This window comes from Luteibacter sp. 621, from assembly GCF_050435445.1.
Taxonomy (GTDB): domain Bacteria; phylum Pseudomonadota; class Gammaproteobacteria; order Xanthomonadales; family Rhodanobacteraceae; genus Luteibacter.
The window spans coordinates 309,601-334,760 of record NZ_JBNDKI010000003.1; the positions used below are offsets into that span (position 1 = coordinate 309,601).

Below are 25,160 nucleotides of genomic sequence, written 5' to 3' on the forward strand. Positions count from 1 at the left end.
ACTCCCAATGCAGCGGTTACTTCGCGTTGGCTTCCGGAGCCGTCCACTCCTTCAACCACGCATTCACCGTCTCATGCCACTGCACGCTGTTCTGCGGCTTGAGCACCCAGTGGTTTTCATCCGGGAAGTGCAGCAGCTTGCTGGGGATGCCACGGCGCTGGAGTGCCGTGAATGCGCCCAGGCCCTGGGTATCCGGAATGCGGAAATCGTGGCCGCTGTGCACGATGAGCATCGGCACGCGCCAGTCTTTCACGTGGTTGATCGGGTTGAAGCGTTCGTAGTTTTCGGGGTGGTCGTACTGGGTGCCACCGTTTTCCTTTTCTTCGAACCAGAGTTCTTCGGTGTCGTAATACATGGCGCGTGCATCGAACACACCATCGTGGTCAACGAAGCACTTCCAGGGCTGGTTCCAGTTGCCGGCCATCCAGTAGACCATGTAGCCGCCGTAGCTGGCGCCGAGGGCGCAGGCGCGGTTGCCATCGAGGAAGCTGTACTTCTGCAGTGCGGCGCTCCAGCCGGCCTTCAGGTCTTCCAGGGGCTTGCCACCCCAGTCACCGGAGATCGCATCGGTGAAAGCCTGGCCGTAGCCGGTGGAACCGTGGAAGTTGACCGTGACCACGGCGAAGCCCTGGCCCGCATAGGTCTGGGCGTTCCAGCGGTAGCTCCAGCTGTTGGTCATGGCGCCCTGCGGGCCACCATGAATGATGAAGGCGACGGGGTAGGTCTTGCCCTTCTTGTAGCCGACCGGCTTGACCACGTAGCCCTGCACGGTTTCGTTGTTCCAGCCCTTGAAGGTGAAGAACTCCGGTTCGCCCACCTGGGCGGCCTTCATGCGCTTGGCGTTGTAGTGGGTGATCTGCTTGAGGCTCTTGCCCTTCAGGTCCGCCGTGTACAGATCGGCCGGGCGCTTCAGGTCGTCGCGCGAGAGCAGGATCTTCTTGTCGCCTATGGCGAAGGCGCTGACGCTGCCATCGGTGACCAGGGTGGTGACCTTGCCGGTGGCCGCGTCGATCGCGAACAGCGGGTGCTGGCCGTTATCGTCCGTGGTCGTGTACAGGGTTTTGCCATCGGCGGAGATCTGCAGGGTGCCGGCCGAGCGGTCCCACTGCGGATCCACCTCGTGCTTGCTGCCGCTGGCCAGGTCCAGGGCCCAGATGCCGAAGCGGTCGGCTTCCGAGCCAGGCTCCTTCATGGCGGTGTAGTACAGGGTTTTGCCATCGGGCGAGACCAGGGGGTTGGCGTCCCAGGCTTTGTTGTCCGCCGTGAGGTTGGCCGGGTTGGCCGAACCATCGGCGGGCACGCTGTAGATATCGAAGTTGGTGGACCACGGTTCGGTCGTGCCGGCAATGCGGGCATCGAAGAACACGGTTTTGCCATCGGGCGAGAAGGTGAACTCGTCTTCGCTGCCGAACGGCTTGCTCGGCACATCGCCATCGATGCCCTTGCTCAGCAGCACGGGCTGCGACGGGGCGTTGGCGTCAGCGATATAGAGCTGGGCGCGACGGCCATCGGCCCAGGTATCCCAGTGGCGAACAAACAGCTTGTCGTAGACGGTGCCGGTGGACTTGTCCTTTTCGCGACCGTCCAGGCGTTCCTTGGTGCAGCTCAGGTCGGCGCAGTCGGTGAAGACCTCGTAGCTCAGGAGGATCTTGGAGCCATCCGGGGAAACCTTATAGGCATTGACGTCCAGGGGCGCATCGGTGACGGCATCGCCCGTGGCCACCGTCAGGGCCAGGCCCTTCCCACCCTGCCCCGCATCGAAGGCGCGGTGGAACACCTGGGCCGTGCCGTCCTTGGGAGCCACGTAGTAGATGGACTTGCCATCCGGGGCCCAGCGGGCGGAGGAGCCCTTCTCGACCACCTTGACCGCCTGGGGCGGCTTATCCAGGTCCATCACATAAAGGGAAGTGACACCCTTGTTCGCGGCGTAATCCGTTGCCCGCACGGCAAAAAGTGCGTAACGGCCATCCGGGGAAAGCTGGGGATCGCCCACCCGGTCCATCATGACGAGATCGCGGATGGAGAAGGGGTGCGGCGTGGCCGTGTCGGCATCGGCTGCCAGCACGGGGCCGGAGGCTAGTGCGAGGGCTAGCGCGGCGAAGAGGGGTTTCATGGGTGGTGCTCCCTTGCGGTTGTGCTTTGCCGGCGACGGTACGGGGACTATCGCGGTGACGCAAGCGCGCCGCGGGTCGGTTGGCCGATACCGCACGTCGCCGCAAAGATCGCCCGCACGGCGTCATGCATGACTTACTCTATGGAAGTTTCGCCCCCGGCACGCGATCGGGCGGCCATTCAGGGGACGTGAATGCTTCAGACCCACAGATCGCCAGCCCATCGGACGAGCCTAGGCGCAGCCGCCATCATTGGCGCGGCTGGCGCCGTCATTGCGGTAGCGATGCGCTGGTATTTCGTCACCCACGCCCAGGTTTTTCAGCCGCTTGATAGTGCGGGCGAAACCGTCGATGCGATCGAATACTATCGTTATGCGTGGAATCTCGTTCATCACCACGTTTTCTCCCAAGCCGCCGCTGGCGTGCCCATCCCCACAGCTGATAGCTATCGGGATCCGGGATACCCGCTGTTTCTCGCGTTCTTCATGTGCCTGACCCACTCGTATGACGGATGGTATGCCTCCGTTCTTCTTGCACAGGCGTTTCTCGGGGGACTGTCCGTCGCCTGCATGACTCTCGCCGCGCGGGACACCCTGCCGCGCTGGGCGCTCGCGGTCGTTGCTCTGACCATGGCCCTATGGCCGCACTGCGTGAGCATTACGGCTTATGCACTTAGCGAGAACCTTACGGCCCCTCTTTGGGCGTTGGCAGTTCTTACGTTGCGCACCGCAATCACTCGCCATTCCGCATCCTTTACCGTCGCTGCCGGCCTTGCGCTGGCGGCAGCAAGCCTGACAAATGCTGCGCTTTCACCATTAGTAGTGCCCTTGGCGCTTGCGCTTAGCTGGAAAAAGCAGATGCGACCGCGGCTATTGTTCATCCTACTAGTGGTGGCCATCGCTCCAGTGGCTGCGTGGAATATGCGGAATGCCTTGGTAGCCACGGGACAGTCGTCATCATTCCGTGCGCAAATCAACCTCGTACAAGGCTCTTGGCCTACGTATCACCTGGCAACGCAGCTCGACGCGCACCACGTAGCGGAAGGCACTCAAACTGTCGAGGCCATAAATAGCGAAATATGGGCCATGCGAGCCGACCCTATGACAGGCTTCCGGATGATGGGGGCAAGGATGGGAGGGCGACCTGGAACCTATCTCGCGTGGTACCTGAGCAAACCGGCATTGCTGTGGGGGTGGCAGATCGGCCTGGGCGCAGGGGACATTTATGTCTATCCAACCCGCGACTCTCCATTCCTGACGCATCCCGGCTGGCGAATCATGGAAGGCATTGCGTTCGGCCTTAACCAGGTCATTGCCGCCCTTGCACTTGCCGGACTCATGTTAACGCTATGGCGCCGAGCCACCGACGCGGCGCTGGTCGCCATCGCCGTTACCCTGGCTTGGATCACACTGATCTACGGAATACTTCAGTCCGATCCGCGCTATGCCATCCCCTTCCGGGCAGGCGAGTTCGTGCTGGCTGCCGCCGCCATCCTCGGGGCGATCGAATGGCTGAAGGAACGTGCCCGGATCAGTGATGCCGCTCACGAAACGCACTAATCCGCGCGGACGACCATGATGATGGCATGAACCGTGCCTACACTCCGGTACGTCCAACAGGAAATCCGTACCCATGCGTCCGTTCCACCGCCGGCAGACTGGCTTCACCCTCATTGAGCTGATGATTGTCGTCGCGATTATCGCGATCCTCGCCGCCATCGCCGTGCCGCAATATCAGGACTACATGATTCGCACGCAGGTATCGGAAGGCCTCGAGACTGTGGCCGGCGCGAAGACGGCGATCTGGGAATTCCGCACGAATAGAGGTTACTTCCCTAAGTCCAACGAGTCGGCGGGATTGCCATCCGCCACATCCATTGCAGGAAAGTACGTGTCGTCGATAAAGCTTCTGGAAACGGGAAAAGTGGAGATCGCCTATGAGCAGGGCGATGCTAACGACAACCTGCACGGCAAGACCGTCGTCCTCTCGCCCATCGATAACGGCGGGAGCATCGGCTGGACCTGCTCGTCGAGCGCAGCGAATCGATACCTGCCGGCGACGTGCCGCTCGAACTGACGCACAGGGTCAGTTTATGACCTGTAGCGTCACACCAAAATGTGTCGCAATCCACTGAATACGCGAATTTTTCTGGTTGATTCGCAAGCGTGACAGGATGCACAATCCCGGCACCGGCAAATATGAGGGAATATGCCGGTCGCGAAAGCATGGCACGCTAGATGCAGGCTTTCCGGCGAGCTTCCTGGTCGTTCCTGACCAAAGCAAGTGAGGGAGCATTCCTTTCCTTTGCTCGGCAAGGGGGAGGTGCTAGGGCTCAGGGGGCATCACTTTTTTCGGTTAGTCGTACCCATAAACGAGGAATTTCCATGAAGAACGTCCAGAAGGGCTTCACGCTCATCGAACTGATGATCGTGGTCGCCATCATCGCGATCCTGGCTGCTATCGCCATCCCGCAGTACCAGAACTACATCATCCGCACCCAGGTGTCGGAAGGCATGAACCTGGCTGACGGCGCCAAGACCGCGGTCTCCGAGTTCTACAACAACAAGGGTCACTGGCCGGGTGAGAACAAGTCGGCTGGCCTGCCGGAAACGCTGAGCTCGATCAGCGGCAAGTACGTGTCGCAGGTCACCGTTGCTGGCGGCGCCATCACCGCGACCTTTGGCAAGGAATCGAACGACAAGATCACGGGCTCGGTGCTCACGCTCTCGCCGTACGACAACGGCGGCTCGATCTCGTGGAACTGCAAGTCGACGGCCACCGTCACCGGCGGTACCCCGACGAACGTGACGGAAGCCTACCTTCCGACTGCCTGCCGCACCTAATTCGCTTCAGGCTGTATGCTGAGAAAGGGCCGGTTTCCGGCCCTTTTTCTTTGTCCATTTCCGGCACCCCGCATGCAACGATTTGCACTTCTACTGATCGTTTCGACCCTCGTGCTGGCCATCGCGGCGTTTGCCTACCTGCCGGGCATGCATAGCGGGTTTATCTTCGATGATTTCGGTAACCTCCCCCTACTCGGAGCCACTGGGCGCGTAAACGACTTGCCTGCGTTCCTACGCTATATCACCTCGGGACCCGCCGATCCGACGGGCCGGCCACTATCGCTGCTGACCTTCCTCTTCAACGCGAACCACTGGCCTGCGGACGCTCTGCCTTTCAAGGCAACCAATCTTTCCATTCAGCTACTCAACGGCGTCTTGCTAGGCTGCCTGCTCGATGCATTGGGCCGGGCGCTGGGCATACCCACGCCGCGGCGGCGCCTCGCCGCATTTATCGCCGCAAGTGCATGGCTGCTTCATCCTTTCTTTGTCTCCACCGTGCTTTACGTTGTGCAGCGCGAGGCAATGTTGCCGTGCACATTCGTGGCGATTGGCCTGCTGTGCTGGCTAAAGGCCCGGCGCCAATTCGCCGAAGGCAACGGCAGCCCCTGGACCCTGGCCGCTGGCATCGTTGGGTGTACATTGCTGGCGACGCTAAGCAAGGCCAATGGCATCCTGCTGCCGTCACTGGTGCTCGTGTGTGAGTGCGTGCTGCCTCCCCTGACGTCACCGCGCGCTACGGTATACCGGCGCACCCTCGCCTGGTCGTGCCTTCCGACAACGGTCCTCGTGCTCACCGGCCTGGCGTGGTTATCCATATCGCCAGAATCACAGGACGCGCTAGCCGTTCGCGACTGGACCATCCAGCAGCGCTTGCTGACTGAACCGGCAATCCTTTGGCACTATCTGGGCGAGCTGTGGCTCGTGCTACCAACGAGCGGCAGCCTGTTCCATGATCAGTTCAAGGCGGCAACCGATCTCTGGCATCCTTGGTACACGCTGCCCGCGATCCTCGCCTGGGTAGCCTTGGCCGGCACCGCGTGGTACCTGCGCCGCAGGCAACCAGCATTCGCGCTGGCCGTTCTGTTTTTCCTGTGTGGTCACCTTGTTGAGTCAACTTCAGTGGCTCTCGAGCTGTACTTCGAACATCGCAATTACATCCCTGCCATGTTCATATTCTGGCCAGCAGCCCTGGCCATTGCTGGTCAGGCACACCGAAAGTGGCCGCTCGTGCTTGCCGCGGCGGCGCTGGCGGTCATGACAACCCTAACCCACCTGCAGGCCCTGCTCTGGGCCGAACCGATTGTGCAGGCCGACGAGTGGGCCCGGAAAGAGCCGGCATCTCCCCGCGCGCAAGCCTATGCTGCTCAGCTTGTACTTGCCGACGGGTGGCCTGCTGCAGCATTGCGCAGGCTGAGTCGGGTCAGGGCCAGCTTTCCCACCGAACCTCAGGTGCAGATGGCCTGGATAAGCGCGCGTTGCGCCACAGGACGTCTCACGGAAGCCGATGTGCAGCCGCTCGCCACAGCGCTGAGGGACGCGCGCCGCCTCCCCGGCCCAGAGCTTGTGAGTTGGCTGGGCGAACGGATCGATAAGCTTGGTAGACATACTTGCGACGGCCTTAGCGCGGAAACCATAGCCGAGTGGCTGGATGCCGCTGGCGTGAACGCGACACGCAGCGGCATCGCCGGGCGCAAGCAGGATGTATTGTATCTGCGCGGCCGCCTGGCGCTGGCCACCGGTTCCTCCGACGCGGCGCTGGCCAATTTCAACGCCGCGCTGGCCGTGGAACCCAGGCCCAACGTCGCACTCAATCAAGCTGCAAACCTTGGTGCGGCCGGCCGGCCCGACCTTGGCTTGGCTCACCTCGACTATTATCGCCACTTCCCCGCCGTGCATTTGCACCATCCGGGAAACGGCATGCCCTGGGTTCACGACCAGATCCTTGCACAACAGAATTACTGGAACCAGGAGCTGGCGCACTTGCGTGAAACCCTTCAGAAACATGTTGCCGGCCACGGAGCAGAGCAATGATTGAGTCGCGGCCTCGCAAGTCATGTTGAACGGCGGATACTGGCAACGCGTGGCACGCCGTCGTGACTGGCTCCTCATGCTCGTTGGCCTGTTGCTCACGACAATCGCCTACGCCCCGGGGATCGCCGAGGTGTGGATGTTCGACGATTTTCCGAACATCGTGGACAACCAGGATGTCCAGCCGCAGGAAGCAGACCTGTCGCACTTGCTTTCCGCAGCCCTCTCGTCACCGTCAAGCGAATTCAAGCGCCCGCTCGCTTCGCTATCGTTCGCAGCCAACTTCCTTGTGTCTGGCCTGAGTGCCAGCGCCATGAAGGCCACGAACGTCGCCATACACCTGGCAAACGGGCTGCTGCTGTTCCTGGTACTACGTCGTCTGTTTCGCGGCGACGAAGATGATGAGGCCACCCGGCGCGGCGCCGTCACGGCGGCGCTGGCGGCATGTGTCTGGATGCTGCTACCGATCAACCTGACTGCCGTACTGTATGTCGTGCAGCGAATGGAGAGCCTGGCGAACCTGATTGTGCTGATGGGCCTCTATGGCTACATCCGCGGCCGCCAGCGAATGCTGCATGACGGCCGTGGATTCGTGCTTGCGTCGCTTTCATTGGTGCTCGCCACCGGCCTGGGCATCCTGGCCAAAGAGACGGCGATCGTATTGCCGCTGTATGCGGCGATCGTGGAATGGCTGGTGTTCCGAGGAAGCGAAGCGCCATTTAGCAGCGGCAAGCCGCGCATTGATCGGCGAGTACTCGCCCTCTTCTTCTTTGTCCTCGTACTGCCGGCGCTCGCGGGATCGGCGAAGTTTTTGCCGGTCATGTTCGCCGGGAAAACATGGGCACCCCGTCCGTTCACGATGTCCGAGAGACTGTTGAGCGAGCTTCGCATCGTCGTCGACTACATTGCCTGGACGTGGCTGCCGACGCCTTCGTCGCTTTCGTTCTACCACGACGATTTCGTGATTTCTCGTGGATGGCTCACTCCCTGGACTACGCTCGCGAGTGCCGGTTTACTGGCAGCCCTCGCAACGCTTGCCTGGTCACAACGTCGCCGACGCCCTTTCATCGCACTTGGCATCGCCGTTTTTTTCGCGTGCCATCTGCTCACGGCGACGATCATTCCACTGGAACTCATTTACGAGCATCGCAATTACCCGGCGAGCATGGGACTTGCCCTGGTCTTTGTCTGCGCGTTGCGCGGATCGCCGCGTGACCTCGGACCGCCGCTCGCAAGCCGCCCCATGGCCACCTTGATCATTTCAATCGCCCTGGCCTACTGGGGGGCATTGACAATGTACACCGCATCACGGTGGAGCCATCCCGCCACGCTTGGCCTGGAACTGGCGAATCGCGCACCGGATTCACCGCGCGCCCAGTACGAATTGGGGCGCACAATGATCATCCTTTCCCACTACGACTCGGCTTCTCCTTATGCCGCGCGCGTGGAGGCACCCCTGAAACGAGCGGCGGCGCTTCCCGGCGCATCCATCCTGCCCGAGCAGGCCATTATCTTCTTCCAGGCGCGCATGCATCGCCCCATCGATCCGGAACTTTGGATTTCCATGAAACGGAAGCTGAGCGAACAGCCGGTGCGTATCGAGGACGAAAGTGCGCTTATGGCACTCTCCAGCTGCAAGCTACAGGATTTGTGTGACCTGCCCACAGATCAGCTTGTCGGTACATACCTTGCTGCCCTGAGCCACCCTAATCCACGCGCGCGCCTGCTCGCGTCGTACGCCGATCTTGCCTGGTTCGCGATGCGTGACCGCACCTTGGGATACCGCATGATCCAGGATGCCGTCGCCACTGAGCCGAGTGAGCCAGCCTACCGGGTAACCGCCGCTCAGCGGGCGCTTGCACTCGGCTACCGTCAGGATGCGGCGGAACAACTGGACGCGCTCAGACGCATGGATTTCGGCGGCCGCCTTGCGGCCGACATCCGCTCGCTCCAACATGCCATCGATGCCCGACCGGTTTCGCCATCCACGAGCAAGACACCATGAATGCCGCCCCCATCTCTCCGGCTTACGTCCCTGCCCAGCCCGAGAAGTCTGTGACGAAGCCAGGCGATCTCGCCATTGCCGGTGCGCCACCCGCCTTCGCTGCTCCCCTGCATGTAGGCGGCCCGAATGTCGGTGATCGTGAGGTCTTCTTGCGCCATGTAGGCGACATGTTCGACCGCCGCTGGTTCAGCAACAACGGCCCTCTTGTACAGCAGTTCGAACAACGCCTGTGTGAGGACCTTGGCGTGCGCCACTGCATTGCCATGTGCAATGGCACAGTCGCCCTTGAGATCGCGATCCGGGCCCTCGGCATGGAGGGTGAAGTCATCGTCCCGTCGTATACCTTCATAGCGACCGCCCATGCTCTCCATTGGCAAGGCATCACGCCAGTCTTCGCGGACATTGATCCAGCGACGCATGCCCTAGATCCGCTGGCGGTCCGCCGGATGATTACGCCACGCACTAGCGGCATTATCGGCGTGCATCTATGGGGGCGTCCCGCGCCCGCTGACGAGTTGCAAAAGGTAGCGGACGACCATGGCTTGCCGCTGATGTTCGATGCCGCCCACGCCTTCGGCTGCACGTACAAGGGCCGAAAGGTCGGCTCTCTGGGACAATGCGAGGTCTTCAGCTTTCATGCAACGAAGTTCTTCAATACGTTCGAGGGCGGTGCTGTCACCACTAATGACGACGAGCTCGCCGAAGCGATACGGCTGATGCGTAACTTCGGTTTCGCCGGCTACGACAACGTGATCCACCCAGGTACGAACGGCAAGATGGTGGAGATCTGTGCCGCGATGGGGCTTGCAAACCTCGATGCCGTGCCAGAGATAGTTCGTATCAACCAGCACAATCATGCCTTGTATTCGGCGCACCTGGTTGACGTGCCAGGTGTGTCGATCCTGCCCATGAGCGAAGGCGAGGAAAGCAATTTCCAGTATGTCGTGCTGGAAGTTTCCGAAGATGCGGGCGTCACGCGAGATGCTCTCGTTGAGGCACTCCATGCCGAGAACATTCTTGCTCGCAAGTACTTCTGGCCCGGATGCCACCGCATGAAGCCCTACCGCGAGATGTTTCCGCACGCAGGGCTAGTCCTCCCAGAAACCATCCGCGTAGCCGACCGCGTCGTCATACTACCCACTGGAACCAGCGTGTCCGCCGAGGCGATCGCCACCATCTGTTCGATTATTCGGGTCGTGGTGGAACGGGGCGCATGATCGTTGCCATCATGCAGCCGTACCTATTTCCATACATCGGCTATTTCCAGTTGATGGCGGCGGTCGATACGTTTGTGTTCTACGACGATGTCCAGTACATGAAGGGGGGCTGGGTAAACCGCAATCGTATACTTCACCAAGGTGCACCCGCCTGGATGACGTTGCCAGTCGTTCATGCCGACCATCGGGCCGATATCGCACAAAGACATTACACTGCTGATACGTCGGTTCGGGCTAAACTGGTGGATCGCGTACGCGTGGCCTATCGTGGCGCAGTCATGTTCGACAACGCAATTCGCCATCTCGAGGCATTTGCCGAAAGCCCCGTTACGTCCGTCGCCGCAGCCAATGCCGCCTCCCTCAAGGCGATAGCGGCTGAATTCGGAATAGATGCAAGGTTTATCAGCGCATCCACAATAGGCGGCCACCGACATCTTGCCGGCCAGGCGCGTGTTCTCGCTATGTGCAAAGAGCTCGGCGCCACGACGTATGTTAACGCCGCTGGTGGCGTCCTACTCTACGATGAGCGTGCATTCATCGAGGCAGGCGTTGAACTACGTTTCCTTCAACACGCGCTCCCGGCCTACGAGCAGTTCGGTCAGCCGTTTTGCCCGGGGCTTTCGGTACTGGATGTCATGATGTTCAACGACCGGACGGCGATTCGACACCAGTTATCCATGGCGAGAACCATCACGCCAGATGAGGCGCGGGCATCGTGAGCGATAACGCGATCGGCGGCTATTTCGGCTGGCAAGACCTTGCGCCCGACGTCGTTTTCCCGGTCCCGCCTCATGCGTTCCGATCTGCACGCAGCGCGCTGGCGGCGTTTCTCACCGATCGCCGGCCGTCACGCTTGTGGTTACCGTGGCAGGTGTGTGGCGCGGTAACGGATGCCGTTGCGTTCTCGGGCACGCCCATGGCGCGCTATTCGCTCGCGCCAGATCGTGGAGTACCCGATACGCTGGTACTGGCAGAGGGCGAATGGGTGCTCGCGGTGGATTATCTCGGCCTGTGCGACGCTCCCGTAAAGCGACTACTAGCCCGCTTTCCCCACGAACGTATCATCGTCGACGCGTCCCAAGCCCTGTTCCGCTCGCGCCTCGGCGGAGAAGCCGTTCTCTACTCCCCGCGCAAGACACTACCCCTGCCCGATGGCGGGTGGGTGGACGCCCCGAACGCACCAGCACCCGTGCGAGCGGATGAAGAGGGATCAATGGCCCGCACGGCGCCGATGCGCTTGCGAGCAGAAGGGAAGGTGACTGAAGGCTACACCGCGTTCCAAGCGGCTGAGGCCTCGCTCGAACCGCCCGAGCCCCTCGCCATGTCTGGCCTGACCCGGCACCTGCTTTCGCACCAGGATGTCGCAGACGTTGCCTCGCGCAGGCGCTCCAACCACGCCACTCTGGCCCGTGGCCTGGCCACACGCGGTGTCGTTGTCGCCCCCCCCGCCCCCCACGAGGTGCCTCTCTACACGCCCTTACGCGTCGCCGGCGCTGCGGCCGTGCGCGCGGAGTTGGCGAAGCGGCAGGTGTACTCGCCCACGTTCTGGCCGGATGCCTCCCCGCCCCCCGATGATCCTATCGGCCGAGCCCTGCGTGACGACACGCTCTACCTGCCCTGCGACCAGCGATATGATGACGAAGGCATGGGCCGGGTCCTAGCGGCCCTGGACGACGCGATGACAGCCAGCGGTCGTCACTACCTGAAGGATTAACCGACGTGTCAACGCTTGCACCTCCAAATGGCCACGCCCGCACGCGTGTCCTGGTATTTCCGTGTGGGGCCGAGAACGGGCTCGAAATCCTGGATGCATTGCGTTATTCCATGCATACGGAGGTGATCGGCGCTTCCAGCGTTGACGATCACGGGCGCCTTGCGTTTGCCACTTATGACGGGTCGTTGCCCCGGATAAGCGATGCCGGCTTCCTTGATGCGCTCACCGAGCTGGTTACCCGTCTCGGCATTGACCTAATCTTCCCCACACATGACAGCGTTTGCGATTTCCTGGCAACGCACGCCGCAAGCATCCCGTGCGAAATTGTTAACGGGGACGCAAACACGGCGCACCTGCTCCGGCGAAAACGCGCTACGTACGCCCGGTTCGCCGGGCGGCCCTGGGTACCGGAGGTCTTCGTCGCGCCGAGCGATGCGACGACCTGGCCTATCGTCGTCAAGCCCGACCAGGGCCAGGGCGGCCAGGACATCACGATAGCGCGGGATCCCGGTCACGCTGCGGAAGCCATGCGGAGCATGATCGATCCCCTGCTCGTGGAGTACCTCCCGGGGGACGAGGTGACGGTGGATTGTTTTACTGATCGCCACGGCAGGCTGGTCTTCGCCGGGGCCCGTACGAGAGAGCGCGTCCGCGCTGGCATCGCCATGCGCAGCCGCCCATTACCAACTGATCCCGCCATTCAGGCGATCACCGGGGCCATCAACGATGAGCTGGTATTTCGGGGGCCCTGGTTCGTACAGCTCAAGCGCGACCGCTTCGGCGAATGGAAACTGCTCGAAATTGCTTGCCGTGTCGCAGGGGCGATGGTGACGCACCGAGCCCAGGGCGTGAACATCCCGTTGCTTACCGTACTGGATTTCAAAGGCATGGATGTCGTGGCGCACGCTGATGACCGTATCGCGCTGGTCGATCGTCGCGTCACCACACGGGCCGACTTCATCTTCGAGTTCGACACGGTTTACATCGATTACGACGATACACTGGTGATCGACGGTAAAACCGTGCCTGCCGTCATCGCTTTCGTCTACCGCATGATCGCGCTGGAGAAACGTATCGTACTGATCACCCGCCATGCCTCGGACCTGGATGACAACCTGCGTGCCGCGCGACTGCATCCTTCGCTCTTCGACACGATCATCCACCTCAGGAATGGCGAGTCGAAGGCCGCGCACATGCACGCTCGGGCCATTTTTATCGATAACCACTACCCCGAACGAGCGGAGGCAGCGCGCGTCCACGGCATCCCAGTTTTTGACGTCGACGCCGTCGGTTTTCTTGGCTGATGGCATCGCGTCGCTCAGAAATACGTCAGGCAGCCTTATGGGGTACGGCTGAACTGGTTATCCGGTACGTCGTGCAGTTCGGCACGACGATAGCGCTCGCACGACTCATTGCGCCCGATGCGTTCGGCTTAGTCGCTATGGTGCTCGTCTTCACGGCATTCGGTAGCGTGCTTGTCGATTCGGGCAGTGGCATGGCGCTGGTGCAGCGGCAGCACACCACGCCGACCGAAGAGACCACCGTGTTTGTTGGCAACCTGGCCATTGCGCTGGTTGTATCGGCCCTGCTATGGGTCGCGGCTCCCGCCATCGCGACCTTTTACGGACGCCCCGAACTCACATCGTTCGTAAAGTGGATGTCGCTGATATTCCCGCTGAACGCCCTCGCCGTTGTGCCTGACGCGCTCTTAACCCAGCGGATGCATTTTCGGATACGCACGCGCGTAGAACTTGCCAGTTCCGTTGCCTCAAGCGCGGTTGCTATCGTGATCGCGGCGCGCGGGGGGCAGGCCTGGGCCCTCGTTGCGCAGGCCATCTCATCCATTGCAATGCGAGCACTCGCGCTCTGGTTTTTCTCCGGCTGGCGCCCCGCCGCGCGCCCATCGCTGCACGCCGCCCGATCTTTGTGGTCGTTCGGCGGTGTCGTGCTGCTGCTAGGTGTCATGGATACGCTGGCGACCCGACTGCAAGCAGTCGTTATCGGCAAACTATTTCCCGCTCGAGACCTCGGCTACTACACCCTGGCCCAGAACAGCCAGCAGGCGCCAGCGTCGTTCGTTGCCGCTGTACTGAACCGGGTAGGCCTACCGGTATTGGCCCGCGTCAAGGAAGACCGCGCTGTGCTTGGTAAAGCACTACGGGATGGCCTGCTCACGAGCACTCTTCTTTTCATGCCCGCGATGGTGATGCTGGGCGTTCTCGCACGGCCAGCCGTCGAACTGGTGTATGGCCCCGCGTGGCTGCCCGCGGCGCCCCTCCTCGCCGTACTCGCCCTGTCCACCATCCTGTGGCCATCGCACGTGCTTAATCTTGCCGCCATCAATGCGATAGGCCGCCCCGCGTTGAATCTCCGGCTCGAGTTTATGAAGAAGGGAGTAGCGATATTGCTGCTCGCGCTTGCAGCTCCACATGGCGTCATGGCCGTCGCCTGGTCCACTGTGGTCGCGAGCGTGGCCGCCTTCGGCGTGAACACCTGGTACGCCGGCGGGCTGTTCAATCTCGGGATGCGCCGCCAGGGCACCGACCTGCTCTACAGCATCTCAGCGGCCATTCCTGCAGGTATCGTGGCGCACGTAACGGCGAGCCGATTCGATACCCCCCTCATGGCATGTGCCGTGGGTGCCGTCAGCGGTGTGGCTTGTTACCTCGCTTGCTGCGTCATCCTGCGCCATCCGGCCCTGACTCCTTTAATTGCACTGATCAAACGCAAGTGACGACGCAAACTCCACTCAACGTCCTGTTTACCGCGACGTCGTACCCGGCCACGTTGGACGACTGGCGCGGGGTTTTTATGCGACACATCGCGGGCGCCCTGGCTCGGCGAGATGACGTCGCCCTGTCCATGTGGGCGCCGCCCGGCCCCATGCCGACAAACGCCCGTATAGCCACCACGACTGCCGAAGCCCGATTCCTTGCAAAGTTGATGGAGGATGGCGGCATATCGCACCTCCTGCGAACCAGTCCGCCGAACGGCGCGTGGCGGGCCGTTCTATTGATGCGTGGGCTCCGGCGGGCGATGCACGCCAGAACAGCGGATCTTTACCACGTGAACTGGCTACAGTGCGCCTTGGGTGTTCCCGCCGACAGAAAGCCGCTGGTCGCGACGGTGCTGGGCAATGACATGCGCTTGCTGGCGCTGCCCGGGGTAACCACATGGCTCAGGCGCGTCTTGCGCCATCGCCCGGCCGCGCTGTGCCCGAATGCGGCATGGATGGTCGAGCCGTTGCGGCAAATTTTTGGAGATCTCGCCCTTATTCGGGCGGTACCCTTCGGTATCGACCCCGGCTGGTTCGAGGTAACAAGGAAGCCCGAACAGCCGCCGCGCTGGCTCGCCGTGACACGGCTGACGCGCGACAAGCTCGGGCCTCTATTCGCCTGGGGCGAGCCAATGTTCAGCGATGGACACCGTGAACTGCACTTGATCGGACCCATGCAGGAACAGATCGAACTACCTTCGTGGGTCCACTACCACGGCCCTTTGGGCCCTGATGTGCTGAAGGATCAGTGGTTCCCTGCGTGCACCGGCCTGCTCACGCTGAGCCAACATGCCGAAGGCCGCCCCCAGGTCCTGCTAGAGGCATTCGCGGCCGGCATGCCCGTGGTGGCATCACCATTGGCCGCTCACGCCGATCTAATCGGGCAATCACCGGCAGGACGCCTTGTAACATCGTCACCATCCTTTGAGGAGGCCGTCGTGCATTTTGAGGACGCCACGGTTAACCAGGCAGCCGCCATTTCCGCTCGCGCGCTCGCGACGGCGGAAGCCGGCACATGGGACGATTGCGCGCAACGTTACATCGATGTCTACCGAGAGCTTGGGGCAATGCAATGAGCAAGCGAGTCCTTGTCGTTGGTGCGGGCGGCTTTATTGGCTCACGCCTGGTTGCGGCGCTGAGAGCCCAAGACCACAAGCCCGTACTTATCGGCCGCGTCAGCGCGAGTGCCAGTGACACGCCCGTACACTCCTGGTCCACGCTCGATGAGTCCTGGCTTGCAGACATGGCCGCTACGACTGACGCCATCTATTGGGTGGCTGGAACCACGACGCCGGGAAGCAGCGCGGGCCACCCTGACGTTGAGTTCAACGAGAATCTGGCTCCCCTGGTGACATTGCTGCGGGCGCTGCATCGTGCGCCACCCACTCGCCTGATCTACCTTTCAAGTGGCGGCACGATTTACGGCGATGTCCGTGCCGGCATTGCAAACGAGACGATGCCAACCGACCCGAAGTCGTACTACAGTGCAGGCAAGCTAGCTGGCGAGGCATTCCTGGCGGCACACGCACACCAGACGGGCTCGCGCGTGTTCGTTGTGAGGCCGTCGAATGTCTATGGCGCGGGTCAGTCGTTGCGGCCGGGCTTCGGTATCATTCCAACCGCGTTTCAAGCGATCAGGGCCGGAACACCCCTGATGGTTCGCGGAGATGGTTCTGCTGTGCGCGACTATGTGCACGTGGATGACCTTTCGAGCCTCCTGCTCGCCATGCTCGATGGCGACACACTTAATGAAATCGACGTCTTTAACGCTTCGAGTCACCAAGGTACATCCGTGAATGACCTGCTTGCGCTGATCGAGCATGCCGCGGGCCAGCGCGTGCCACGCCAGTACAGCGAAGCGCGAAGTTTCGACGTGAACCGCGTCGTACTGGACAACAGCAAGGCCCGCGAGCGATTTGGCTGGGAGCCGCGCGTCGAGCTTGCGCGGGGCATCCGGGAAGCTTGGGAAGCGATCGCATGACGCTTTCGGCGCACGTCACATGCAGCGTATGCATTGCCAACTACAACGGCATTGGCGTGCTCGAAGAGTGCCTCGCGTCCGTGCGTGCCCAGGATTTCCCGGGAACCATTGAGATCATCGTTCACGACGATGCCTCGAACGATGGCTCGCGGGAATACCTCGAGAATCAGCCTGATGTCATCTGCATTTTCAGCGAAACGAACGTAGGGTTCTGTGTCGCGAACAACCGGATGGGATCTATCGCTACCGGTGACTACCTGCTCCTGCTAAACAACGATGCGGCGCTGCACCCGGGTGCGCTGGCAGCCCTGCTAAACGAGGCCGTAAGCCGAAGCGTCCCAGCCGTGCTTACGCTGCCTCAGTACGACTACACGACCGACGAGCTCGTCGATCGAGCGTGCTTCCTGGATCCCTTCTACAATCCCGTGCCGCTCGACCGGCCGCACACGGAGGCGGCCATGGTGATCGGAGCATGCCTCTGGATACCTGTTGCATCGTGGCACGCGCTTGGCGGCTTTCCCGAATGGATGGGCTCGATTGCTGAAGACCTCTACCTTTGTTGTCTGGCCCGACAGGCGGGCATGGAAGTAGCGTGTACGTCGGGAAGCGGATACCGCCATCGACAGGGCCATAGTTTCGGCGGCAACCGCGCTGTCTCAAACCGCTTGTCGAGCACCTACCGCCGACGTTCACTTAGCGAGCGGAACAAGTCTTATGCGTTGGTGGTATTTACACCCTCGCCATGGCTTGTACCGTTGCTCACATTACATCTGCTGGCACTGATCGCCGAGGGTTTGGCGTTTGCATGCATAAAGCGGGAGCGGCGTGTCTTGACCGAGATCTACCTTGGGGCCATAACGGCCTTATGGCACCGCAGACGTCACCTTAGCGACGTTCGTAAAACGGTAGCGCGACTACGGGTTGTCGGCGCGCGTCGGTATTACTCGGCCTTCACCTGGGCACCGCGGAAGCTCGCCTTGCTGCGCAAGCATGGCGTGCCTACTGTGAACTGAACGGGCGAGGATCAGCGGTAGTATAGGATTCGCGGCGCGCTGCGCAGGATGGGACGACATGCCGCCGCAACGCTTTGGCGCAGCGCCTCCGCGGCAACGTTGTTCACGAGTGAGACAGCGAGTCGCCACGCCGATACACCGGATGCCTCCCGGCAGGTGCGCCACCACTTCGCAAACAGCGTGCGGTCTCTCAGGCGAACGGCGCGAAACGCAACGCGCCTTAGGAAGTCGGCGCATGCTCGTTGCCGCGTGGCAGCCGGCACATCCGGCAACCCATCGAGCAGCGCCTCCCAGTACTGCTCCCGTACGATGTCGTTCGTATTCCTGATAACCGACGTCGAGGCGTTGTATCGGTAACCTGCTAGCACCCCGGCGCTATACGCCATGGGACCGCGCCTGCAAAGGCTGATATGGATCCTGTAATCGAGAAACGGCTCGGGGATGGCGAGTACCGCTGCCTTGTACTCTGCCCGATATACCAGCGAACTATGGTTCAGGAAATTCCCCCGGCAGAGAAGATCAGCCAGCCCGAACTCACCCGAACGGGCATTGCTAAAGAACCCGATCGGCTGCCCGTCGCCGTCGAACACGAGCGCGTTAGTGCAACTCGCTACCGCGTGGGGACTGGCCTCCAGCAGCCGGAGCTGCGTGCGTAACTTACCTGGAAGCCAGATATCATCGCCATCCAGGTGGGCGATGAATTCGCCGTCGGCACGCTCTATCAGGAAACGGTGGTTCCCCGACGGGCCAAGGTTCTGTTCGTGACGAAAATAGGTGATGCGCCCCGGGAAACGCTCTTTCAAGGCTTCGACTACACCACGCGTACCGTCAGGCGATGCATCGTCGCCTATGAGCACGTGGAGGTCGGCCTCAACATCCTGTGTAAGCACGCTGCCAACGCAATCCGCAAGGAACGCATCGTGACGATAGGTCACGATGCAGATAGTGATGCGAGGGCGCGCTCGAGCGTGGCTGGCGGTGGCCACGCGCTAATCCTTGGCGAACAGCAGGAGGGGCTCGGCGGCATTGACGCCGGCCGCCCACGGATCGATGTCCGGCAGAATTTCCGCGTGGGTTGATGCCTTCGAACGGAGCCCCGACAAACCCGCAATGTAAGCGGCGATATCCGAACCAAACATCCGCACGTGGTCTTCCTGCCCATACAGCACCAGACGCGCATCGTCAGTGTTGATCCCCGCGTCCTCGAACGTTGTCAGAAGGCGCTGGCTGAAGGGCGTCTGCAGGATCGCGACGCCTCCCGGTGCGAGCACCCTGTTGAGTTCGGACAGGGCCGCAGGAAGGTCGCCTACGTGCTCCAGGACATGGTTGGCGATGATGACTTCGAACGACTCGGCTTCGAACGCCATCGCCGTCATGTCTACCCTTTCCACCTCGGGCCCGGGCGGGGCTATGTCGGCCAGGACGTACCGCGCCGGGCCCGCTTGGCGAATGCGTTCCGCAAGTGCCTTCTCCGGTGCGAAATGCAGTACACGCGCGCCCTTGATTCGCTCGAAGAGACCCACTTTCCCCATGTACATTAAAAGGTGGCGAAGCCGGTCATTAGCTCCGCAACGCGGGCACTCGAAGTTATCGACATCGCTTCCGCTCACATCAAGTGCGCGGATGGCGTCCGAAAGTGAGGCGGAGCCGTTGCGATAGGGCAAGAACCCGCCGACGCCTCGACCACAGGCGATGCAATGGCGCCGGCGCGGCAGTAGCCAGCCATACGCCACTGCCCGAGCAAGCTTCATGGGATGGATGCGCATCGTTTCGATTTATTCCGTCCGGCGGTAAGTCAACGCAGTGATCTGCTCCGAGACAAGGCCGATCAAGAACACGATGACGCCGAAGCTCCACATCAACGTACTTCCGTTGGTGAGCCGACCGAATCTGAAAAATGTGTACGCGTAGTTGGCGAAGCCAAGCAGGAAGAACGCTGCGCTCGCCGGAAAAAACAACTTCAACGGCGAATACAACGTAGCAATCTTGAAAATGATCAGAAGGAACCGCACGCCGTCCTTCAACGGCTTGATATGGCTCTTGCCCACCCGCTGCGCCGCCTTGATCGGCTCATACGCCACGCCATAGGCGCTACGGAAGAACGCCATGGTGCTGGTGGTCGGGTACGAAAACCCGTTCGGTAGCAGGTGAAGAAACTCGCGGAAACGCTCGGCCCGGGCGACGCGAAACCCCGAAGTGAGGTCGGCCACCGCCTGCCCGGTCATTTTGCTCGCCAGCCAGTTGTAAACCGTATTGGCCACGCCACGACCCACGCCCGCCTGGCTCTCCCAATCCCGGGCACCCACCACCATGTCGTAGCCCTGGTCCAACCGGGCGAGCAACCGCTGGATATCCACCGGATCATGCTGCCCGTCGCCATCCATGAACACCAGGATCTCCCCGGTGGCGGCACGGGCCCCGCGCTTGATCGCGGCGCCGTTACCCATGGAATACGGCGACGAAAGGCAGGCCACCCCGGCGGCCGCGCAAACGGCCCGGGTGTCATCGGTGGAACCGTCATCCACCACGATAATCTCGGCACCCGGCTGGGCGGCGGTCAGGCGTGGCAGGAGGTCTTTAAGGGCGGCCGCCTCGTTCTTGGCGGGCAGGATAATGCTGATACGACTCAAGAGATGTCCCCGTTGGCCGCTGCATGATAAGGCATGGATCCCGGCTCGGGATGGGGGAACGTGCCCAATGCGCAGTTTTCACGAATTCGACGTGACCCACACCACATTCTAGAGTAGATTCAGCACCATACTCGGGGACCGGACGGACCATGGCGACACAAATGCACCAGCCCACGCTTGCGGGCCTGACCGGCATGGCCAGGCGGCTTGTGACCGAAGGCGTCCTTGGCGAGGCGGAGGTCCGCAAGGCCGTGCAGGATGCCGCCGATAAGCGAACCTCGCTTTCGGCGTGGCTGGTGGATCACCACCTGGTCGAAAGTTCCAAGCTTTCCCAGGTGGCCTCGGCCGAGTTCGGCATGCCGCTCATGGATATCGGCAACATGGTGCCGGGCAATATGCCGCTGGATCTGGTGACCGAGGCCCTGATCACCAAGCACCAGGCGCTGCCCCTGTTCAAGCGCGGCAAGCGCCTGTTTGTGGGCATTGCCGATCCCATGCAATCGCACGCGCTGGATGAGATCAAGTTCCACTCCAACCACATGGTGGAGCCGGTACTGGTCGAGCGTGGTCAGCTGCGGCGCATCATCGACAGCGCCCTGGCAGCGGCGAACTCAACGGTGCCGGCGTTCGACAACGAAGCGCTCGACGAACTGGCGCTGGATGCCGGCCCGGACGATGGCGACGGCACCACCGGCATCGACGCCAACGCCAACGACGATGCCCCCATCGTCAAGTTCGTGAACAAGATCCTGGTCGACGCGATCAAGCGTGGCGCCTCGGATATCCATTTCGAGCCATTCGAAACCGTCTACCGCGTCCGCCTGCGCATGGATGGCATCCTGCGCATCGTCGCCTCGGCCCCGATCAAGCTGGGTACCCGCATCGCCTCGCGCCTGAAGGTGATGAGCGGCCTGGATATCGCCGAGCGCCGCGTGCCACAGGATGGCCGTATCAAGCTCAACCTGACCAAGACCCGCGCCATCGACTTCCGCGTCAGCACCCTGCCCACCCTGTTCGGTGAAAAGATCGTGCTGCGCGTACTGGATGGCTCCTCGGCCAAGCTGGGCATCGACAAGCTCGGTTACGAAGAGATCCAGAAAAACCTGTATCTCGATGCCATTGAGAAACCGTACGGCATGGTGCTGGTCACTGGCCCCACCGGTTCCGGTAAGACGGTGTCGCTCTATACGGCGCTGAACATCCTGAACACCGAGGGGCGCAATATCTCCACGGTAGAAGACCCGGTCGAAATCCGTGTCGAAGGCATCAACCAGGTCCAGCAGAACGTGAAGCGCGGCATGACCTTCGCCGCGGCACTGCGCTCGTTCCTGCGCCAGGATCCGGATGTGATCATGGTCGGCGAAATCCGCGACCTGGAAACCGCCGAGATCGCCGTGAAGGCCGCCCAGACCGGCCACATGGTGCTCTCTACCCTGCATACGAACGATGCGCCGCAGACCATCGCGCGCCTGATGAACATGGGCATCGCGCCCTACAACATCATCTCGTCGGTCACCCTCATCATCGCCCAGCGCCTGGCCCGCCGCCTGCACGATTGCAAGCGCGCCATCACCCTGCCGCCCGCCGCCCTACTGGCCGAGGGTTACACACAGGAGGAGGTCGACGAAGGCATCACGATCTACGAGGCCGTGGGCTGTGATGGCTGCAACGAGGGCTACAAGGGCCGTGTGGGCCTGTACCAGGTCATGCCCATGCTCGAGCCGATCCAGAAGATCGTGCTTGAGGGCGGCAACGCCATGCAGATTGCCGAGGTGGCCAAGAAAGCGGGCATCAACGACCTGCGCGCCTCAGCCCTGCTCAAGGTCAGGAACGGGGTCACCAGCCTGGCTGAAATCAACCGCGTCACCAAGGACTGACGCCCCCTGTCGGCGTGCGGCGCACCGATCTTGTGCGCCAGACGGCAGAAAGGCGTAGACCAAAGCTTCACACTAGAATAAGAGACAGGGGGAGCCGGCCGGGGCTGGACTCCTTGGAAATTCACCCGGGGGGAACACCGCGTCATGGCTACCGCCACCGCTACCAAGAACGCGCGCGCCGTTGGCGCCGCACGCTCTGCCGTCAGCCAGCTGACGATGTACGACTGGACCGCGCTCGACAAGCGCGGCAAGCGCATGAAGGGCGAGATGCAGGCCAAGAACGCCTCGCTCGTCAAGGCGGAACTGCGCCGGCAGGGTATGAACCCCCAGCAGGTGCGCGAGCGGGCCAAGCCGCTGTTCGGCGCGAGTGGCAGCACGGTCAAGCCGCGTGACGTCGCCATTTTCAGCCGCCAGATCGCCACCATGATGGCCTCGGGCGTGCCCATGGTGCAGGCCTTCGACATCATCGCCAACGGCCAGAAGAACGTCCGTTTCAAGAACATGCTGGTGGATGTGAAGACCAGCATCGAGGGCGGCGCCGCCCTGCACGAGGCCCTGGCCCAGTACCCGGTCCAGTTCGATGAGCTGTACCGCAACCTGGTGCACGCCGGCGAATCGGCCGGTGTGCTCGATACCGTGCTCGATACGGTGGCGACCTACAAGGAGCGCATGGAAAGCATCAAGGCCAAGATCAAGAAGGCCTTGTTCTACCCGATCATGGTGCTGGTGGTGGCCTTGCTCGTCTCCATGATCCTGCTGCTGTTCGTGGTACCGGTGTTCCAGCAGACCTTCGCGGAAGCCAAAGCAGAGCTGCCGGCGCCGACCCAGTTTGTGGTGGCCGCTTCGAAATTCATGCAGTCGTACTGGTGGGCCGTCATCGGCATCATCGTGGGCTCGGTGTTCGCGCTCATCTTCTTCAAGAAGCGCTCGCAGAAGTTTGCCCACTTCCTGGATCGCTTCTCCCTGAAGATCCCGGTCATCGGCGATCTGCTGCACAAGTCGGCCATCGCCCGCTTCGCCCGTACCCTCGGCGTCACGTTCCACGCCGGTGTGCCGCTCGTGGAGGCCCTGGATGCCGTCTCGGGCGCCACTGGCAGCGTGGTGTACGGCGAGGCGGTGAAGCAGATGCGCGACGACATCTCGGTGGGCCACCAGCTGCAGCTTTCCATGCGCCAGGTGAACCTGTTCCCGAACATGGTGGTGCAGATGACCGCCATCGGCGAAGAATCCGGTTCGCTGGACCACATGCTGTTCAAGGTGGCCGAGTTCTACGAGGAAGAGGTGAATACCGCGGTGGATACGCTCAGCAGCCTGCTCGAGCCGTTCATCATGGTGATCCTGGGCGTGCTCGTCGGCGGCATGGTTATCTCGCTGTACTTGCCCATCTTCAAGCTGGCCGGCACGGTCTGATCGCATCGCCGCGTAAGCAAGGCACAATACGAACCCTCCGCCCCCGGGCGGAGGGTTTTTTCTTGGGACCACGGACTTTTCATGCCTGATTTGCCCCTCGCCCTCTGGGTGGCCTTCGCCGGTGCCCTTGGCCTGCTCGTTGGCAGTTTCCTCAACGTGGTGATCCTGCGTGTGCCGGCGCGCATGCAGGCCGACTGGCGCCGCCAGGCCCGTGAAGTACTGGAGCTGCCCGAGGTGGACGAGCCCCGGCCACCCGGCGTGGTGGTGGAAGGTTCGCACTGCCCGAAGTGCAAGCACCCGCTGGCCGCGCACGACAACATCCCCGTGCTGGGCTGGCTGCTGTTGCGCGGCCGCTGCCGTTACTGCAAGGAACCCATCTCGAAACAGTACCCCCTGGTGGAGTTGCTATCCGGGCTGGCCAGTGCCGCCGTGGTGTGGCGGTTCGGGCCCACGGCGGGTGCGCTGGCCGCCCTGGTGTTCACGTGGTTCCTTATTGCGCTCTCGGGGATCGATGCGCGCACCCAGTTGCTCCCCGATGAACTGAACTACCCGCTGCTGTGGATCGGCCTGGGGCTCACCCTTCTCCCGGGTTGGCAGCCGCTGCCGGTCGCGCCCGCGTCGGCCATCCTGGCGGCGCTTATCGGCTACCTCAGCCTGTGGAGCGTCTACCAGGCGTTCCGCCTGCTTACCGGCAAGGAAGGCATGGGCTACGGCGATTTCAAGCTGCTGGCCGCACTGGGTGCGTGGATGGGGCCAATCGCCCTGCTCCCGATCATCATGCTTTCCTCACTGATCGGCGCGCTGGTCGGCGGCTCCATGATGCTGTTCTTCAAGCACCAGCGTGATGTACCCATCCCGTTCGGCCCGTACATCGCCGCCGCCGGCTGGGTATGGCTCATGGGCGGCGATCGTCTCTTCGACGCCTACCTGCACCTGACCGGCCTGCGATGAGCCGCTTCGTCGTCGCGCTGACCGGGGGCGTCGCCGCGGGCAAGAGCGCGGTGGAGCGCTGCTTTGAAGCACTGGGCGTGCGCGCCTACGATGCCGATGTGGCGGCACGCGCGGTGGTGGAACCGGGCTCGGAGGCGCTGGCGGAGGTCGCGCGCGTATTCGGCGCCGATGCCCTTGATAAGGACGGCCGCCTGGATCGGGCGGCCATGCGCCAGCGCGTGTTTGCCGACCCCGCGGCACGAACCACGCTGGAGGGCATTCTGCACCCACGTATCCGCGCGTGGCTGCGCGATGCGGCCGAGGCCGATGCCGGCCCCTACTGCATCCTTTCGATTCCGTTACTCGTAGAGAACCACGCGCATTACGCGTGGGTGAACCGCGTACTGGTGGTCGATGCGCCCGAAGACGTGCGTATCGCGCGACTCATGGGCCGCGACGGCATTGATGTTGATCTGGCGCGGAAGATGATCGCGGTACAGGCCACCCGCGAGGCGCGGCTGGCCATCGCCGATGATGTGATCGAGAACCACGGGGATGAGGTGGAGCTGGCGGCGCAGGTAGCGGCGCTGCATTCGCGATACCTCGAGCTCAGTCGCTAGCACCC

Annotated in this window: 21 protein-coding genes; 17 read left to right on the forward strand and 4 right to left on the reverse strand. The window is 62.2% G+C overall.

Translation table 11 applies throughout. From position 1 onward, the window contains the following. Nucleotides 1-16 precede the first annotated feature (16 nt). Nucleotides 17-2,113, reverse strand: a complete 2,097-nt coding sequence (locus tag ABIE56_RS05840) for a prolyl oligopeptidase family serine peptidase (RefSeq protein WP_429242880.1) — start codon at nucleotides 2,111-2,113, stop codon at nucleotides 17-19. Between the two features lie 192 nt (nucleotides 2,114-2,305). Here ABIE56_RS05840 and ABIE56_RS05845 point away from each other — a divergent pair, with 192 nt between their 5' ends. The 13 genes from ABIE56_RS05845 (at nucleotide 2,306) to ABIE56_RS05905 (ending at nucleotide 17,688) form a co-directional block, all read left to right on the forward strand. Then, nucleotides 2,306-3,670, forward strand: coding sequence for a hypothetical protein (locus ABIE56_RS05845; RefSeq protein WP_429242881.1), 1,365 nt, complete (start codon nucleotides 2,306-2,308; stop codon nucleotides 3,668-3,670). Nucleotides 3,671-3,743: 73 nt separating this feature from the next. Then, nucleotides 3,744-4,187 (forward strand): pilin, encoded by a 444-nt coding sequence (locus ABIE56_RS05850; RefSeq protein WP_429242882.1) that lies wholly within the window; start codon nucleotides 3,744-3,746, stop codon nucleotides 4,185-4,187. A 308-nt stretch (nucleotides 4,188-4,495) separates the two neighbouring features. Then, entirely contained in the window at nucleotides 4,496-4,954 is a 459-nt protein-coding gene (locus ABIE56_RS05855; protein WP_429242883.1) for a pilin, read from the forward strand. Between the two features lie 72 nt (nucleotides 4,955-5,026). Then, a complete protein-coding gene (locus ABIE56_RS05860; protein ID WP_429242884.1) occupies nucleotides 5,027-6,985 on the forward strand; it encodes a tetratricopeptide repeat protein in 1,959 nt (652 codons plus the stop codon). A 49-nt stretch (nucleotides 6,986-7,034) separates the two neighbouring features. Next, nucleotides 7,035-8,987: a hypothetical protein gene (locus ABIE56_RS05865; RefSeq protein WP_429242885.1), complete on the forward strand. Its 1,953-nt coding sequence runs from the start codon at nucleotides 7,035-7,037 to the stop codon at nucleotides 8,985-8,987. Continuing rightward, a complete protein-coding gene (locus tag ABIE56_RS05870) occupies nucleotides 8,984-10,204 on the forward strand; it encodes a DegT/DnrJ/EryC1/StrS family aminotransferase (RefSeq protein ID WP_429242886.1) in 1,221 nt (406 codons plus the stop codon). Before ABIE56_RS05865 ends, ABIE56_RS05870 begins: the two co-directional genes overlap by 4 nt. Next, complete coding sequence (locus ABIE56_RS05875) at nucleotides 10,201-10,923, forward strand: WbqC family protein (RefSeq protein WP_429242887.1); 723 nt, start codon at nucleotides 10,201-10,203, stop codon at nucleotides 10,921-10,923. The genes ABIE56_RS05870 and ABIE56_RS05875 overlap by 4 nt, the downstream gene beginning before the upstream one ends. Beyond that, nucleotides 10,920-11,918 (forward strand): hypothetical protein, encoded by a 999-nt coding sequence (locus ABIE56_RS05880; protein ID WP_429242888.1) that lies wholly within the window; start codon nucleotides 10,920-10,922, stop codon nucleotides 11,916-11,918. Before ABIE56_RS05875 ends, ABIE56_RS05880 begins: the two co-directional genes overlap by 4 nt. A 536-nt stretch (nucleotides 11,919-12,454) precedes the next feature. After that, complete coding sequence (locus ABIE56_RS05885; protein ID WP_429242889.1) at nucleotides 12,455-13,222, forward strand: ATP-grasp domain-containing protein; 768 nt, start codon at nucleotides 12,455-12,457, stop codon at nucleotides 13,220-13,222. Next, a complete protein-coding gene (locus ABIE56_RS05890) occupies nucleotides 13,222-14,652 on the forward strand; it encodes a lipopolysaccharide biosynthesis protein (protein WP_429242890.1) in 1,431 nt (476 codons plus the stop codon). Before ABIE56_RS05885 ends, ABIE56_RS05890 begins: the two co-directional genes overlap by 1 nt. 332 nt (nucleotides 14,653-14,984) lie before the next feature. Next, entirely contained in the window at nucleotides 14,985-15,770 is a 786-nt protein-coding gene (locus ABIE56_RS05895) for a glycosyltransferase (RefSeq protein ID WP_429242891.1), read from the forward strand. Then, nucleotides 15,767-16,675 (forward strand): NAD-dependent epimerase/dehydratase family protein, encoded by a 909-nt coding sequence (locus ABIE56_RS05900; RefSeq protein WP_429242892.1) that lies wholly within the window; start codon nucleotides 15,767-15,769, stop codon nucleotides 16,673-16,675. Before ABIE56_RS05895 ends, ABIE56_RS05900 begins: the two co-directional genes overlap by 4 nt. Continuing rightward, nucleotides 16,672-17,688 (forward strand): glycosyltransferase family 2 protein, encoded by a 1,017-nt coding sequence (locus tag ABIE56_RS05905; protein ID WP_429242893.1) that lies wholly within the window; start codon nucleotides 16,672-16,674, stop codon nucleotides 17,686-17,688. Before ABIE56_RS05900 ends, ABIE56_RS05905 begins: the two co-directional genes overlap by 4 nt. An 11-nt stretch (nucleotides 17,689-17,699) precedes the next feature. Here ABIE56_RS05905 and ABIE56_RS05910 read toward each other — a convergent pair whose 3' ends face one another. The 3 genes from ABIE56_RS05910 to ABIE56_RS05920 are packed head-to-tail and all read right to left on the reverse strand — an operon-like array spanning nucleotide 17,700 to nucleotide 20,318. Further along, nucleotides 17,700-18,674: a glycosyltransferase family 2 protein gene (locus ABIE56_RS05910; RefSeq protein WP_429242894.1), complete on the reverse strand. Its 975-nt coding sequence runs from the start codon at nucleotides 18,672-18,674 to the stop codon at nucleotides 17,700-17,702. 3 nt (nucleotides 18,675-18,677) lie between these two features. Continuing rightward, entirely contained in the window at nucleotides 18,678-19,454 is a 777-nt protein-coding gene (locus ABIE56_RS05915) for a class I SAM-dependent methyltransferase (RefSeq protein WP_429242895.1), read from the reverse strand. Nucleotides 19,455-19,463: 9 nt separating this feature from the next. Beyond that, nucleotides 19,464-20,318: a glycosyltransferase family 2 protein gene (locus tag ABIE56_RS05920; RefSeq protein WP_429242896.1), complete on the reverse strand. Its 855-nt coding sequence runs from the start codon at nucleotides 20,316-20,318 to the stop codon at nucleotides 19,464-19,466. Nucleotides 20,319-20,467: 149 nt separating this feature from the next. Here ABIE56_RS05920 and pilB point away from each other — a divergent pair, with 149 nt between their 5' ends. The 4 genes from pilB (at nucleotide 20,468) to coaE (ending at nucleotide 25,155) form a co-directional block, all read left to right on the forward strand. After that, nucleotides 20,468-22,195, forward strand: coding sequence for a type IV-A pilus assembly ATPase PilB (gene pilB / locus ABIE56_RS05925; protein ID WP_429242897.1), 1,728 nt, complete (start codon nucleotides 20,468-20,470; stop codon nucleotides 22,193-22,195). A 144-nt stretch (nucleotides 22,196-22,339) separates the two neighbouring features. Then, on the forward strand, nucleotides 22,340-23,605 hold the full coding sequence (locus ABIE56_RS05930; RefSeq protein ID WP_429242898.1) for a type II secretion system F family protein: 1,266 nt from the start codon (nucleotides 22,340-22,342) through the stop codon (nucleotides 23,603-23,605). An 81-nt stretch (nucleotides 23,606-23,686) separates the two neighbouring features. Next, complete coding sequence (locus tag ABIE56_RS05935; protein ID WP_429242899.1) at nucleotides 23,687-24,556, forward strand: prepilin peptidase; 870 nt, start codon at nucleotides 23,687-23,689, stop codon at nucleotides 24,554-24,556. Continuing rightward, complete coding sequence (gene coaE / locus ABIE56_RS05940; protein WP_429242900.1) at nucleotides 24,553-25,155, forward strand: dephospho-CoA kinase; 603 nt, start codon at nucleotides 24,553-24,555, stop codon at nucleotides 25,153-25,155. Before ABIE56_RS05935 ends, coaE begins: the two co-directional genes overlap by 4 nt. The last annotated feature ends 5 nt before the right edge of the window (nucleotides 25,156-25,160 follow it).